Source organism: Clostridium magnum DSM 2767 (assembly GCF_001623875.1).
GTDB classification, from domain to species: domain Bacteria; phylum Bacillota; class Clostridia; order Clostridiales; family Clostridiaceae; genus Clostridium_AM; species Clostridium_AM magnum.
Genome location: NZ_LWAE01000009.1, coordinates 149,106 through 163,572 on the forward strand (window position 1 = coordinate 149,106; position 14,467 = coordinate 163,572).

Sequence of the window (14,467 nt, forward strand, 5' to 3'; positions counted from 1 at the left end):
ACTTGAATCAGATGGGGTTTCGTCTACGACCCGGGGCTTTGCCCGTTAAATGCCATTTAGGCATTTAACCTCCACCTGATTCTTAGTTGAACGAATCCAGGGACGTAGCCGCTCTTTACTCTCACTTTGAAGAAGATGGGAGTATTAGAGCGGGTAGTCATCGGATAAATTGAAGAATGAAAGGATTGATTTTTTATGAATAAAAAAATTCCATTTTCACCACCAGATATTACTCAAGCTGAAATCGATGCAGTTGTTGAGGTTTTAAAATCAGGTTGGATCACTTCTGGTCCTAAAACTGCCGAGTTTGAAATTAAACTTGCTGAATACTTAGAAACTAGTAAAGCAGTAGCTCTAAACAGTGCCACTGCAGGATTAGAGCTTGTATTAAAAGTTTTTGATATAAAAGAAGGAGATGAAGTTATAACTACTCCTTATACTTATACAGCTACTGCTAGCATATGCTTACATAGAGGTATCAAACCAACATTCGTAGATGTAAAGAAAGATACTTTTCTAATAGACATAGACAAATTAGCAGAAGCTATAACACCTAAAACAAAGGCAATTTATACTGTAGATATTGCTGGCGTACCTGTAGATTATGATGCAGTCCGTGCTATTTTAAAAGCTAAAAACCGTGAAGATATAATTTTTGTATCTGACTCATCTCATTCTTTTGGTGCAAAATATAAAGGTAAAAGAGTTGGCGGCCAGGCTGATTTTCACATATTCTCCTTCCATGCAGTTAAAAACTTTACAACTGCAGAAGGTGGTGCTTTAAGCTTTGGAAATAATAACTTTAAAGGCAGAGAAGATTTATATAAAGAATTTAAACTAGCATCTCTACATGGTCAATCAAAGGATGCTCTTTCAAAAATGAAAGCGGGAGCTTGGCAGTACGATATAGTAACAGATGGATACAAATGCAACCTTACAGATATGGCTTCTGCTATTGGTCTTGTACAATTAGCAAGATATGAAGAAATGCTAGTAAAGCGTAAAGCAATATTTGACATTTACTCTAAATATTTAGGAGAAAAAGATTGGGCTATACTTCCATTTGAAAAAGAAGGTGATACTGTAACTTCATATCACTTATATCTACTACGTGTTAAAGACTTCAATGAAGAACAAAGGGCTGAGGTTATAAAGATATTAGCAGATAAAGATATAGCTACTAATGTTCACTTTATTCCTTTGCCAATGTTTACTCTTTACAAGAATCTTGGATATAAAATTGAAGATTATCCAAATGCCTATGCACAATATGCAAATGAAATTTCTGTGCCACTTTACTCTCTTCTTACATTAGAAGATGCAGAATATGTGGTTAAAGAGCTTATTAAGGCAGTAGAACAAGTTAGAGGTTAATTAAATTTGTTGAATAAGAGAGGTAAAATTTATGAAAGTTAATTTTTATACTTCCCAAAGAGAGTATAATGAGAAGAAAGCTGAATTTGATAAGGCAATATTCGACGTTATAGAAAAAGGAAGCTTTATACTAGGCCCAAATGTTACAAAGTTTGAAGAAGAAATTAAAAACTATACTGGAGCTAAACACGCTATCGGAGTAGCTTCTGGTACAGACGCTTTAGTAATTGCTTCTCACATACTAGGTTTTACAGATGGTAAAGAAGTTATTACTTCACCTTTTACATTCCTAGCTTCAACATCCTGTATTGCAAAGCATAATGCAAAACCTGTTTTTGTAGATATTGATGAAGAAACTTTTGAAATAAATACAAGTAAACTAGAAGAAAAGATAACTTCAAATACAGCTGGAATAATACCAATACATCTTTTCTCTCAAATGAACAACATGGATAAGATAATGGAAATAGCATCTAAGAATGACTTAAGAGTTTTAGAAGATGCTGCTGAGGCCTTTGGTATGAGATGGAAAGGTAATGGAGATTCCTATAAACATTCTGGTACTATTGGTGACTTTGGTATATTTTCCTTCTTCCCTACAAAAACCTTAGGTGCCTATGGTGACGGCGGTATGATAGTTACTAATAATGATGATTTAGCTCAAAAGACTAAAATGTTTAGAGTTCACGGAGCCTCTAAAAAATATCACTATGATTACATAGGATATAATTCGAGACTTGATTCAATTCAAGCTGCTGTACTTTCTGTTAAACTAAAATACATAGATGAAGCTATTAAAAAGAGAGAAACTATTGCTAATTGGTATATGGATAAATTATCTGATTGTGAATATGTAAGATTCCCTAAGATTAAGGGCGATCAAAAGCCAGTATACTATGTATTTAATATACTAGCAGAAAAAAGAGATGAACTAGCTGACTTCTTAAAAGAAAATGAAATAGGCTACAGCATATACTACCCAATACCATTACATTTACAAAAATGCTTCAGTTATCTAGGACATAAGAAAGGTGACTTCCCTGTTTCAGAGAAGATTTCAAGCGAAATACTTGCCCTTCCAATTTATCCTGAAATAACAGAAGAAGAAGTAGATTTTGTTTGTGAAACAATAAAGAAATTCTACAGAAAGTAAATTTATATAGATAAACACGACAGAAAGCGGACTTATCCTACGGGATAAGCCCGCTTTCTGTTGTAAGTATCTATAAAAAATTTAACTTTATAGTTACTCCACTCCAGTTCTTATGTTGGCAATACAACTTTTGTGTATCCCTTTTTCCTCCATAGCCTTTGCTGTTTTTTCGTAGTCATAGGTAAATTCAATTATTTCAGTTTCGGTACTATCTTTCTGAATATCAATAATTAGGTAAGTACCGTTTGGTCTTCCAATCTTAGGTTTTCCTACACTTCCGTCATTTAATAAAAGCTTATTACCAAAGAATTTTTTATAAGGTATATGGGTATGTGCGCAAACTAATATATCTCCATCAAATTCTGCCATTACATCTTCTATCTCTTTTGAACCTTCTTTTAGGTATTCATTTATAGATCTGGTGCTTCCGTGAACAAAGTATAGTTTTCTGTTTTCAAACTGCAAAACTATTTGTCTTGGAAGAGATCTTAAGTATGAACGGTTTTCTTCTTTTAGTTCCTTTGCAGCCCAGGGCATAGAGAATTTGTTAACATCGTTATCTCTTATATAATTAAACTTCTCTTCTAAAACTGCGGCATCATAGTTTCCAAGTATATTTAATATTTTTCTATCTCTTATAAACTTTATAACTTCATTTGGATATGGTCCATATCCTACAAGATCTCCTAGGCAAACTATGGTATCTGCTTCTTTTTTCTCAATATCCTCAATTGCCTTCTTTAGTGCTTCTAAATTTCCATGAATATCTGATATTACAGCTATTTTCATGTTTTTTCCTCCATTCTGTAGATTTTTCACATGACAATTATACCATAATATGGACAAAACCCCATTATAAATTACTTAATATATTTTTCATATTTTAAAGCTTTTCCTTCTTCCCAAGGTTTATAGTTTTTTGCAAAGTCCACCCTTTCTTCAAAGGTAGGATGATCATAATTCCAAAGCTTATATACAATACCTGGTGTTGGCAGTGCTAAGCTGGTTTGATGAAGCTTTATCATTGATGACATAGATGCTTCGTTATCCTTTGTAAGTTCAAGCTCAAATCTATCCGCTTCTGTTTCTGTATATCTAGAATAAGCATTTATAGTTGGAGTTACTATAAACATAACTATACTTAATAGCAGCATTAATAGAGGCAGTGATGCTATATCATGAAGCTTTGTAATGCCAAAAGTCCCTCCAGATTTATTAATTACCCAAAGTGCTATCTTATTTATTAAGTAAAATATAAATACATTCAGTATCCCCCCCAGCACAATAGCCTTCCACACATGCCCCATTAGATAATGCCCCATTTCATGTGCTACTACAGCAAGAGTTTCTCTATCCGTAAGATTTTTAATTGTAGTATCCCAAAGAACTATTCTTTTAGTGTTCAGAACACCTGTCATGTATGCATTCATTTCCTTTGTATCTACACTCTTATTCACTTGATAGACCTTAACATTTTTAATATCCGTTTTATCTATTAAATCATATATTCTTGCTTCAAGTTTTGTATCTTGAACTTTTTCGTATTTATTAAAAATGGGATCAATATATACTGGCGATATAAAGGTTATAAAGAATAAAACCGGAATTAATAACAAACCAAAATATAGCCACCAATACCCAGGAGATCTTTTTATTAATGCATAAGGTATATAAATTAGAGCTGACCCTACAGCAATTGCTATTGCAAAACTCTTAAGGAAATCTCCAATCCACTTTCCAAAACTTTGATTTGAAAGTCCATAAGCATGTTTAAGTACAAAGCTACTATAGTAATCAAGCGGTAAACTTATCAGAGTAATTATAGAATAGTAAACAATAAAATATAATATAAACGCTATAAAGGCAATCTTACTTCTACTTTGTGCCCAATTCCTTATTCCAACGGAAAGTCCTGAAAACAAAAAAAATGCTGGAACTACCATTCCTAAAATGATACTGGTAACCCATATAATCACCTTTTTTTGTTGGTAATCAATGGCTTTTTCCGAAGGTGCAGCTATAGTTGTGGCTGTATTTTCCTTAATTTCAGTAGATTGAACATATTTCTCTCTCAAATACTTATTATTTTGTTGTTCTGAGACTCTTACACTAAATATAAACCCTATCATTATTATTATAAATATAATTATTGATGCTGAAAGTTCTTTTTTCATTATTATCCCCCCAAACCTTGCTAATTAACTATATTATAATATATGTAGACACTTCGTTGTTTATCCATCTGCAGTTTTCTATATTAAGAAAAAAGCACACCTGCCTGTAGGCAGCTATTGAAGCTGCTTACAGGCAGGTGTTAAAATGTACTTATTATATTGTGTTCAAGTTTTATATTCTTTTATAACTTCTATACTAAGGCTTGCTCAAACTGCATATTGTAAAGGCGCATATACTCCCCTTTACTGTTTATAAGTTCATCGTGATTTCCTCTTTCTTTTATCCCTTCATCAGTAAGCACAATTATTTCATCTGCATTCCTTATAGTACTTAATCTATGAGCTATTACAATAGTTGTGCGATTCTTTGAAAGAAGCTCTAGTGATCTTTGTATTAATCTCTCGCTCTCATTATCAAGGGCAGATGTAGCCTCATCCAAAATTAATATCTGAGGATTCTTTAGGAAAACTCTAGCTATTGATATTCTTTGCTTTTGCCCACCTGATAGCTTGACTCCTCTCTCACCTACATAAGTATCGTACCCCTCTTCAAGTCCCATTATAAATTCATGGGCATTTGCCATTTTAGCTGCTTCAATTATCTGTTCATCTGTAGCCTTTGGATTACCATAGGCAATGTTTTCTTTAATTGTTCCTGCAAACATATATACATCTTGTTGGACTATTCCTATGTTACTTCTCAGTGATTTTATCTTGATATCCCTAATATCAATACCATCTATCTTTACGGATCCTTTATCTACTTCGTAAAATCTTGGTATTATACTGCAGAAAGTAGTTTTACCACTTCCTGAAGGGCCTACAATAGCGACTGTTTTTCCTGCTTTTATATTTATGCTAATATTTTCAAGAACTGAATTTTTATTATCGTAGCTAAATGACACATTCTCAAGAGTAATTTCTCCCTTTGGAGCTTTTAAGTCTATCGCATCCTTTTTATCTACAATATCTGGATGAGTATTTATAACTTCTAGGAATCTTTCAAAACCTGTTATTCCCCTTTGATATTGCTCTGTAAAGTTTACAAGCTTGTCTATAGGATTCAGAAAAATGTTTATATATAGAATATAAACCATAAGATCCTTAGCCTGAAAATTTCCATTGCTTATAAATATTCCTCCCAAAATCACTACTGAAAGGTACAAAATTCCTTGAAAAAATCCATTCATACTGAAGAATTTTCCCATGATAGCATAACTATTCTCCTTTGTCTTCAGAAAAGCATCATTTCCCTTTTCAAATTTCTTATTTTCTATGTGCTCATTTGAAAATGATTTCACAACTCTTATCCCTGAAAGACTATCTTGAATTTGAGCATTTACACTAGCTATTTTTTCTCTATTGTTTTTAAACACTGATTTCATTTTTTTATTATAAAAATAGGAAGAATATATCATGAAGAGCGTTATTAAAAACAATATGGTCGTTATCCTAGCATCTATACTCATAAGTATCACAAAAGAACCTATTATCTTAAGTAGGGATATAAATAAATCCTCTGGTCCATGGTGGGCAAGTTCTGATATGTCAAACAAGTCCGTAACTATCCTAGACATAAGTTTTCCCGTATTTGTGTTGTCATAATAAGAAAAAGACAATCTCTGCAAGTGACTAAATATGTCACTTCTCATATCTGCCTCCATTCTTGCACCCATAATATGTCCCCAAGAAGTTATATAATATTGGCAAAAATATCTGACTATATACATCAAAAATAGACCTGTCCCGATTAAGATTACATACTTTAATATCTCACTCTGACTTCTTGTATATATGTTATTTACCATAAAGCTTACCATAACAGGAAAAGCTAGATCTATAAGTGATAGCATAAATGCACAAAACATATCCATATAGAACATTCCTTTATATGGCTTATAATAACTTATAAATTTCTGTAAAATTTTCATTAGTTAAAAGTCTCCTTCCTTTTAGGATACGTTATAAAGTATAATACATTTCGTATTGAGCAATGGCCTCTCTCTTAAATCCCATATAGTTAACGAAGCCTTGTATTGAAGCATTATTAGGAAAACCTATTGTTACCTTAGAAAGATTTAGCTCCTTCACTGCTCTAGCAATTAGATTTGTACCTATTCTATTATGTCTTAATCCATTTTCCACCCATAAAAAATTGATTCTAGTATTTTCATTTATACTAATAATACCAGCTATCTTTTCCTTAATATATGCAGCCAATGTTATTTGACCCTTGGATTTTTCAATATACTCAATATCATTTTGCCAATTGACATGTATATCCTTTATTTTTTCTCTTACTAGTTTTAGTTCTTTTATATCTGTTTGTTTTATATTAACCCCTAACTTATTGCTTTTGTCAAGGACATCAAATGTACTAAGTGAAAAATATGTTAAATTGAAAATATTTTCATATCCTATTTTTTTATAAAAGCTTATGGCTCTGTCGTTTCCTTTAATAACCTCTAAAAATAATTGCTTACATTTGTGTTTTATAGCTTCTTCCCTATGAAGCTTCATTAATCTTTGTCCTATACCTTTTCCCCTGTGCTGAGGATCTATAGCCAAAGTTCCACATCTCATTGTCTTTATCCCTTCATACTGCTTAATTCCACCAAGAACGATTCCAATAGCTTTATTTTTGTACAGGGCAATAAAAGATCTCTCAAGACTATTTCCCTCTGTATGGAAAAATCTATTTATAAAAAGTTCTTTTGGCATTTGGACTTTTATAATGTAATCAGAAAAACCAATTTGAAAAGCATCATAAACTAAGTCTACATCTATTTCCGAACATCTTTTATAGCTTATCATCTTCATTTCCCCTTTTTATTCTTTAATTATGCTAGTCCAAAGCCTTTGCCGTAAACTTCATAGGAATCCTGAACTAGAACCAGTGCATCTTCATCAATATTCTTTACAATCTGTTTTAACTTGATTAGTTCACTATTACTAACAATACACATCAAAACTATGCTTTCTTTGTTTGTATACCCACCTCTAGTCTCAAGCTTTGTTGTTCTTCCATTCAGTTCTACTAAAATAGATTTATTAATATCCTCAATTTTATCTGATATTATAAATACTGTTTTAGAATCTTTAAATCCTTTTATATATATATCAAGGACTCTGCAAATTATATATACAGCCACAATCCCATATAATGTTTCTTCTATTCCAAATACCAAAAGTGTAGATAAAACTATTAAAAGATCCATGGACATCATTATTTTACCAACAGGCTTAGGTATATATTTAGATATCATTTTAGCTATTGTATCAGTACCTCCTAGTGATGCTTGATTAGTCAGTAACATACCTATTCCAACTCCAGCAGTAACACCACCTAATATTGTTGCCAATAATACATCTTTTGTTATGATTCCAATGGAACTAGTCAATTCAACAAATACTGGAACTAAAAAAACACCAAGTACTGTATTAGCAACAAATTTTTTACCTAGTATAAGTAGACCTAATAAAAAAATCGGTATATTAAGAACACCTATTATAATTGATTTTCTTACGTGTGTTATGTATTCAAGAACTATTGCGAGTCCCGAAACTCCTCCTGGTACAATATGATAAGGAGAAAAAAATACATTTAAAGCAAAAGAAAACAGAAAAATTCCACATACAATCATCGCTAAATTTAATAATTTGTTTTTCATATTTTAAACCTCCCTGATAATAAAACTTCAAATATTAGATCAATACTGTTGAAAGTACTTGTCCTTCCAAAACCTTTGAAGTTTAACCTGACTAACTTGGCGTAAGTCTCCCACTTCTTCAAGTGGGAGTTCAACGCCAAGTAAGCCATGCATTCGCAGCTCTAAAATTCAGATGGGGTAAAAGAATCCCCATCTGAATTAAGATCTTGCTTCAATCACCTAATACACTTTTACATTGAAAGTAAGATTCTTAAATAAAGTCTGCGGACTTTATTTAACAACCTTACTTTATAATATCATTTTTTTGCAATAAAACAAAGATTTTCATGTAGAAGATGACAAAACGAATTCAATATACAGTTTAAATCTAGTATAGAGTTAGACAGCTTTTGGCCAATAAATGAAAACTGCTTTTATATTTGCAATAATTTCAATTTGTCCTTCTTTTATTGGTGTAACTGCAGCAGGCGCGCTATACAATACCTTTTCGGCTATAGGAGTATAGCTTTGCCCCTCTTCAACGATGCTAATAGGTATTCTATTAATGGTAATTTTCAAACTGGATTCCATACTTTCTGCCTTTCTTACTGCATCATCAATTGCAAGATTTAATGCCTTTTTATAGTATATTGAAGGGTTTGAAATAGTAAAATTAATATTGCTAACTGTATTAGCTCCACTGGCAACTGCAGAATCAATTATTTCCCCAACCTTTTTTAGATTTTTTATTATAACCTTAAAAGTATGTGTAACCCTATATCCTCTAAAGACTTGTTTACCCTCAATATAATCATATTCTGGATTTATTGTATAAGCTTCAGTTTTTATATCTTTTTCCTCAATTCCACTATTAATTAAGCTATTAACCACTTGTGTTGACTTTACAGCATTCTCTTCCTGAGCAACCTTTAGTTCTTTATTTTCTGTTATAACTCCTAATGAAACCGTAGCTATATCAGGAGTAACCATAACACTTCCTTTTCCACTTATGTTCATTTGGTAATTACTTGTATTTGATCTAAAGTTATAAGAATATGGATATTGAGAGTTACAATCGCATCTAGATGCAAATGGTGATACATAAATCATACACTTTCCCCCTTTGTTGTAAATATTAAACAAAGCTCCCTTTTATAATATGATTCTTTTTGCAAAATGTTACAAAGATTATTCATTATTATAACTCTACGCCATAATAAATCCAGTTTTACCTCTAATCTGCTATAGAACTGACCTAGAATGCCTGTTAGAATTACACTTGAAAACAAGCCGAATCTCCACATGGAGTACGGGGGATCTTATTATAGGGGTGAATCTTTTTTATAAAGTAGGGGACCTCAACCCGAACCCGTCAACTAACCTCGGAGGCAAAAGAGGAGGAAAAAATAAATGCTTAAATTTAAAAAATTAAAATCTTTGTTACTGGCTATGCCTTTAACGTTTCTTTCAATGCAATCTGTACAAGCTGCTAGCTATACAGTTGCTCCTGGTGATTCTTTGTACCAGATAGGTAAAACCTTTAATACCAGCGTAAATACAATAATACAAAATAATAATCTTTCAAGTATTATGATATATCCTGGTCAAACATTAAATATCCCAAGTAAACCATACACTGTTCAAAATGGGGACAGCCTTTATTTAATATCACAGAAATTTGGCGTATCCCTATATTCATTGAGACAATTGAATAACAAATGGGATAACGCAATTTATTCAGGACAAACACTATACATTCCTAGTTCATCTGCTAATAATGGACAATCTACACCTGTACCTAGTGCAGTTGTTTCATATACAGATTCAGAAGTAGATTTGCTTGCAAGATTAATAAAAGCAGAAGCAGAAGGTCAACCTTACAGTGCTAAAGTTGCAGTTGGCGCAGTTGTTGTAAATAGAGTTCAAGATTCTCGTTTTCCTAATACAATTACTAAGGTAATATATCAAGTAGACGGAGGCTATCATCAGTTTACACCAGTTGTTAATGGAATGATTAACAAACCTGCAACTGATGAGGATAGAAAAGCAGCTTTAGAGGCCATAAGAGGGGCTGATCCTACTAATGGAGCTCTATACTACTTCGATGATAGTACAACTAACAAATGGCTTTGGTCTAAAACTGTTGCTCTTAGAGTAGATAGAATGGTGTTCTCTTTTTATTAAAATACAGGGGTTGCTGGATAGAATTTTATCCAGCAGCCCCCTTTCTTTTTCAGAAGCTACTAAATTAAAAAAGAGCAAAGGTTAAATGACACCTTTGCCCTATAATTTACAATAAAAAAATATACCGGTAATTTCTTTATTTTTATCCTTTGTTTAATATTATTATATGATAAGGCTTGTACAATGTTACTGAATTTTGTAATTCAGTTTATATTTAAACTATATAATAAATTAAGGGCAGAGGTTTTCCCCCGCCCCTTTATTTCAATAAAATTAGTACTAGCACTTTTCTTATTTTTATCCCTCGTTTAATAATATTATATGCAGTACCACAAATGTTGTGCTAACCTTTTGCCAAGATATTAGAATTTAAATTTCCAAATGGCCCTAGTTTTATTGACCTCCTGAAAATATTCTTCAATAGATTTAGATAAAGATTCTGCTATCTTATCCTGATACTCATCTTTCATTAGTTCTCTCTCCTCTTGGGGGTTTGTTAAAAAGCCACATTCCACGATTACTGAAGGTATAGAGCAATAACATCTTAACACCTTATATGAGTTACCTAATTTTTCTACTCTTTTATTTTTATTATTTAAATCTTTTTTAAAATTTTGTTGAATAATATGGGCTAGTCTTCCGCTATCTTCATTTTTTGAATACCAAACCTGCGCACCACTATAATAGCTTTCATCAAAGAAGTTTTGATGAATACTTACAAAAATATCACAATTAGATTCTCGTTTAATTTTACACCTATTATTTAAGTCTTCAATTTTTTTCTTATTCATACTTCCACTTTCGGTATAAAGACCTTTATCTTCCTCTCTGGTCATGAGAACAGTGTAACCTAACTTATTCAAGCTATCTCTAAGCTTAAGACTTATACTTAAATTAATATCTTTCTCAATGGTACCTCTTTTAGATTCAGCTCCCCCATCAATACCTCCATGTCCTGGGTCGATTAATATAATTTTTTCATCATCTGCTTGAACAGGTGTCATACAACTTATTGATTGATAATTAATGTCTTTTAGTAATACAAGTACTATTGCTATAGATATTAAAAGAATACTTAATACAATTTTTTTAATTTTAAACACAAGCTGCACCTCCAACATAAACTTATATGGAGTATTTTATGTAGGTTTGTATTTTTTATTTGGTATGGTAAGCAATTGTAAAATTTTCAAGCTATTAAACCCATAGGTTATGAGAACACTAAATTAGACATGTTCTACAGTTTACTGCAGGATATACTTTATTTTTTATTAATTAGAGGTGAGTTTATTGAAGTGTATATTGAAAAAATTTTCATATCCCTTAGTCTTTCTAGTTATAGCTTTAATTCTCACACAGACTATGTGTGAGAAAATAGTTACCCCTTCATTTGGTAAAATGTGCACAAATATATCTTTGACAAATCAACAAAATATAGAGAAGAAAATCATTTACTTAACCTTTGATGATGGGCCTAGTGTTACTACAAATAAAATTTTGGATACTCTAAAAGAAAAAGACGTAAAGGCAACCTTTTTTCTCATAGGAAATCAAATTGTAGGATTTGAAGATACTGTAAAGAGGATTCATAAAGAAGGCCATAGTATTGGTTTACATACCTATACTCATAAATTTAAGCGTATATACAATAATAATGATAATTTTATTAAAGAAATGAAGCATTGTAGTGATGAAATTAATAACATTACTGGTGTTAACCCAAATATTATTAGATTTCCAGGCGGAAGTAGAAAACATCTAAATAATGAATTTCTCTGCAGATTGCACGATGAAAATTTTAAAATATATGATTGGAATCTTCAGGTGTCTGACGGAATTAATCCTAATTTATCTTCCAATAAACTCTTCAAAGAAGCTACTGCAGACAATGATTCAATTTCTCCTATTATTTTACTAATGCATTGTGACTATATGCACAAGAATACTTGCAAAGCCTTACCAGAAATAATAGACTATTATAAGCAGCAAGGTTATATATTCAAACCAATTACAGAAGATACCCCGGAGCTTTATTTCCCACCATCAAAAAGAACACTAAAAAGCATTTGGGATATCATGACTAGCAAATAATTAAGACCTATCACTTTAAAGAAAGTTAATCTTTTTCACTTTATCTTAAACAAATGCCTGCTAAATGTGTAATTTTAGACTGCTAAGAAAGAAAAAAAGAGCTTAGCTTCAACTAAGACTCATTTCTAACTGGTTTATATTTTGATTTATTCTTATCATTGGGGTTTATATATTCAAAATCCCCATTTGAATTTTTTCTTATTCCTAACTTTGCATATTGCTTATCCTTTACTTTATGTTTGTTAACCATTAATATCACCTCTAATGGTTAGCATATGTGTAAGTAAACTTTTTATGTATATACTTTTTTAATTTTTGTTAACACTTTTTCTTGTTCTTCATAATATGATAGTGTAGTAAATTTTATGGAGGCATGAAATGAGTACAATTGACTATAACACTGACAATACTGAGGAAGTAGTAGAAGACTACTCTCAGGATACAAATGTCAATTACCCTACTTATCCTATGTATTATTGTCCCCTATGCAACGATTCAATGTCTATGAGGAGTGAATGGGACGACTCAGATGAATACGATGATGATTTAGATGAATTTGATGACGATCCAGGATACAGACAAAGACGTCGTAGAAGACGTAGGCGTAGACGCAGATATCCATATTATTATCCAAGACCATATATCTACCCATACATCTTTCCATTTATCTACTCATACTACGATGACTGGGATTAATATCATGTAAAATTCAAGCTCACCAGTTATTCCTGGTGAGCTTGAAGTAGATCTTGTATTCATTAAATACTCTAATAATAAGCACCAGTACCTCTACTAGTGCTTATTTTCTATATGTTATTTAACTCTCCTGGCAGTTAAGTAATCACCCCGATTTGATAACTGTGAAACTTTAATTACATCTCCAGTATGGGGTGCATGTATATACATTCCGTTACCTATATACATACCTACATGATGTGGATCACTGGAGGTTCCAAAAAATACTAAGTCACCAGGTTGAAGCTGGTTTACTGGTATTTCTCTTCCATCTTTTATCTGATCATAAGTTGTTCTTCCAATTCCAACGCCAAAATTTGCATAAACATATTGAACAAAACCAGAACAATCAAAGCCACTAGGCGTAGTTCCTCCCCATAAATAAGGTATACCCAAAAACTTATATGAATAACTAATAATCTCGTTATCTTTAGATGGCAAAGACTCCAAAGATATATTTAGACTGGCAAGCTTTCCTTTTAACTGATCATTTAATGCGGTTATTTTTAGCTGTTCAATTAATTTTTTCTGATTCTCTTTATCTTCATTAAGCTTGGCTAATTTTTTTTCATTGTCTGCCTTCAATGCTAACAGATTCTTATTTTCCTGCTGCAGTTTTTCTTTCTGTTCAACTATCTCTTGCTTTTTTTTGCTTAAATCATTCATAATATCTTCATCATAACTCATAATTCTTTTAATAGAATCTACTCTTGATATAAAATCATCAAAATTTTTGGAGTCCATTATCATCTCCATATATCCATTAATGCCATTAATATAAAATGCCCTAGCTCTCTTGTTTAACACGCTTTTGTGATCTTTTATATCGTTCTCTGCATAATTTATCTGATCTTGTAACTTTTTTATATCATTTTCAGTTTTAGTTATTCCATTATTATTTTCATCTATATTTTTTAATGTTTGTTCTATTTGGCTATCTAATTTTTCTATACTGCTTTCTAAGTTTTGAATTTGAGCCTCTATCCCACCGTTAACCTGAACGGTTTGGTTACTATTATTAGTATCAGGAGCGGCTAATACAGTTAAACTAAACATAAAATTAAAAGCTAATGCTGCTGCAATAACCCCTACTCTTCTATTCATCA

General features: G+C 31.7%; 14 protein-coding genes and 1 riboswitch. Of the genes, 5 read left to right on the forward strand and 9 right to left on the reverse strand.

Annotated elements, in window-relative coordinates:
- Positions 1-195 precede the first annotated feature (195 nt).
- A complete protein-coding gene (locus tag CLMAG_RS25445) occupies positions 196-1,374 on the forward strand; it encodes a DegT/DnrJ/EryC1/StrS family aminotransferase (RefSeq protein WP_066629389.1) in 1,179 nt (392 codons plus the stop codon).
- 31 nt (positions 1,375-1,405) lie between these two features.
- Positions 1,406-2,527, forward strand: coding sequence for a DegT/DnrJ/EryC1/StrS family aminotransferase (locus CLMAG_RS25450; protein ID WP_066629391.1), 1,122 nt, complete (start codon positions 1,406-1,408; stop codon positions 2,525-2,527).
- Positions 2,528-2,620: 93 nt separating this feature from the next.
- On the opposite strand, the gene CLMAG_RS25455 is transcribed toward CLMAG_RS25450, so the two are convergent.
- The 6 genes from CLMAG_RS25455 to CLMAG_RS25480 all read right to left on the reverse strand — a co-directional run bounded on the left by CLMAG_RS25455 (position 2,621) and on the right by CLMAG_RS25480 (position 9,461).
- The gene (locus tag CLMAG_RS25455) at positions 2,621-3,316 is read right to left on the reverse strand and encodes a metallophosphoesterase family protein (RefSeq protein ID WP_066629394.1); all 696 of its coding nucleotides are present in this window, start codon (positions 3,314-3,316) and stop codon (positions 2,621-2,623) included.
- Positions 3,317-3,387: 71 nt separating this feature from the next.
- The gene (locus CLMAG_RS25460) at positions 3,388-4,701 is read right to left on the reverse strand and encodes a M48 family metallopeptidase (protein ID WP_066629397.1); all 1,314 of its coding nucleotides are present in this window, start codon (positions 4,699-4,701) and stop codon (positions 3,388-3,390) included.
- Positions 4,702-4,892: 191 nt separating this feature from the next.
- Positions 4,893-6,632, reverse strand: coding sequence for an ABC transporter ATP-binding protein (locus CLMAG_RS25465; RefSeq protein WP_066629406.1), 1,740 nt, complete (start codon positions 6,630-6,632; stop codon positions 4,893-4,895).
- Between the two features lie 31 nt (positions 6,633-6,663).
- Positions 6,664-7,515: a GNAT family N-acetyltransferase gene (locus tag CLMAG_RS25470; protein WP_066629408.1), complete on the reverse strand. Its 852-nt coding sequence runs from the start codon at positions 7,513-7,515 to the stop codon at positions 6,664-6,666.
- Between the two features lie 26 nt (positions 7,516-7,541).
- A complete protein-coding gene (locus tag CLMAG_RS25475; protein WP_066629409.1) occupies positions 7,542-8,372 on the reverse strand; it encodes a YitT family protein in 831 nt (276 codons plus the stop codon).
- A gap of 378 nt (positions 8,373-8,750) precedes the next feature.
- Complete coding sequence (locus CLMAG_RS25480; protein ID WP_066629410.1) at positions 8,751-9,461, reverse strand: SIMPL domain-containing protein; 711 nt, start codon at positions 9,459-9,461, stop codon at positions 8,751-8,753.
- Positions 9,462-9,629: 168 nt separating this feature from the next.
- Positions 9,630-9,757: riboswitch (cyclic di-AMP (ydaO/yuaA leader) on the forward strand.
- Positions 9,758-9,761: 4 nt separating this feature from the next.
- On the opposite strand from CLMAG_RS25480, the gene CLMAG_RS25490 reads away from it, so the two are divergent.
- On the forward strand, positions 9,762-10,535 hold the full coding sequence (locus tag CLMAG_RS25490; RefSeq protein WP_066629414.1) for a LysM peptidoglycan-binding domain-containing protein: 774 nt from the start codon (positions 9,762-9,764) through the stop codon (positions 10,533-10,535).
- Positions 10,536-10,897: 362 nt separating this feature from the next.
- Here the strand turns inward: CLMAG_RS25490 and cwlD are convergent, their stop codons facing one another.
- Positions 10,898-11,638 carry an N-acetylmuramoyl-L-alanine amidase CwlD gene (gene cwlD, locus CLMAG_RS25495; protein WP_242873134.1) on the reverse strand — a complete coding sequence of 247 codons (741 nt, stop codon included), beginning with the start codon at positions 11,636-11,638 and terminating at the stop codon, positions 10,898-10,900.
- Between the two features lie 196 nt (positions 11,639-11,834).
- Here cwlD and CLMAG_RS25500 point away from each other — a divergent pair, with 196 nt between their 5' ends.
- A complete protein-coding gene (locus CLMAG_RS25500) occupies positions 11,835-12,626 on the forward strand; it encodes a polysaccharide deacetylase family protein (RefSeq protein WP_066629523.1) in 792 nt (263 codons plus the stop codon).
- A gap of 112 nt (positions 12,627-12,738) precedes the next feature.
- Here CLMAG_RS25500 and CLMAG_RS32020 read toward each other — a convergent pair whose 3' ends face one another.
- Complete coding sequence (locus tag CLMAG_RS32020) at positions 12,739-12,876, reverse strand: hypothetical protein (RefSeq protein WP_139264212.1); 138 nt, start codon at positions 12,874-12,876, stop codon at positions 12,739-12,741.
- Positions 12,877-13,004: 128 nt separating this feature from the next.
- On the opposite strand from CLMAG_RS32020, the gene CLMAG_RS25505 reads away from it, so the two are divergent.
- Positions 13,005-13,322 carry a hypothetical protein gene (locus CLMAG_RS25505; RefSeq protein WP_066629420.1) on the forward strand — a complete coding sequence of 106 codons (318 nt, stop codon included), beginning with the start codon at positions 13,005-13,007 and terminating at the stop codon, positions 13,320-13,322.
- Between the two features lie 117 nt (positions 13,323-13,439).
- Here the strand turns inward: CLMAG_RS25505 and CLMAG_RS25510 are convergent, their stop codons facing one another.
- Positions 13,440-14,465 carry a C40 family peptidase gene (locus CLMAG_RS25510; protein WP_066629423.1) on the reverse strand — a complete coding sequence of 342 codons (1,026 nt, stop codon included), beginning with the start codon at positions 14,463-14,465 and terminating at the stop codon, positions 13,440-13,442.
- Between the last annotated feature and the right edge of the window lie 2 nt (positions 14,466-14,467).

What these genes read in the sequence shown, in the direction of transcription:
- CLMAG_RS25445 (WP_066629389.1), top strand. Translation starts at nt 196, where the DNA reads ATGAATAAAAAAATTCCATTTTCACCACCAGATATTACTCAAGCTGAA.
- CLMAG_RS25450 (WP_066629391.1), top strand. Translation starts at nt 1,406, where the DNA reads ATGAAAGTTAATTTTTATACTTCCCAAAGAGAGTATAATGAGAAGAAA.
- CLMAG_RS25455 (WP_066629394.1), bottom strand. Translation starts at nt 3,316, where the DNA reads ATGAAAATAGCTGTAATATCAGATATTCATGGAAATTTAGAAGCACTA.
- CLMAG_RS25460 (WP_066629397.1), bottom strand. Translation starts at nt 4,701, where the DNA reads ATGAAAAAAGAACTTTCAGCATCAATAATTATATTTATAATAATAATG.
- CLMAG_RS25465 (WP_066629406.1), bottom strand. Translation starts at nt 6,632, where the DNA reads ATGAAAATTTTACAGAAATTTATAAGTTATTATAAGCCATATAAAGGA.
- CLMAG_RS25470 (WP_066629408.1), bottom strand. Translation starts at nt 7,515, where the DNA reads ATGATAAGCTATAAAAGATGTTCGGAAATAGATGTAGACTTAGTTTAT.
- CLMAG_RS25475 (WP_066629409.1), bottom strand. Translation starts at nt 8,372, where the DNA reads ATGAAAAACAAATTATTAAATTTAGCGATGATTGTATGTGGAATTTTT.
- CLMAG_RS25480 (WP_066629410.1), bottom strand. Translation starts at nt 9,461, where the DNA reads ATGATTTATGTATCACCATTTGCATCTAGATGCGATTGTAACTCTCAA.
- CLMAG_RS25490 (WP_066629414.1), top strand. Translation starts at nt 9,762, where the DNA reads ATGCTTAAATTTAAAAAATTAAAATCTTTGTTACTGGCTATGCCTTTA.
- CLMAG_RS32020 (WP_139264212.1), bottom strand. Translation starts at nt 12,876, where the DNA reads ATGGTTAACAAACATAAAGTAAAGGATAAGCAATATGCAAAGTTAGGA.
- CLMAG_RS25505 (WP_066629420.1), top strand. Translation starts at nt 13,005, where the DNA reads ATGAGTACAATTGACTATAACACTGACAATACTGAGGAAGTAGTAGAA.
- CLMAG_RS25510 (WP_066629423.1), bottom strand. Translation starts at nt 14,465, where the DNA reads ATGAATAGAAGAGTAGGGGTTATTGCAGCAGCATTAGCTTTTAATTTT.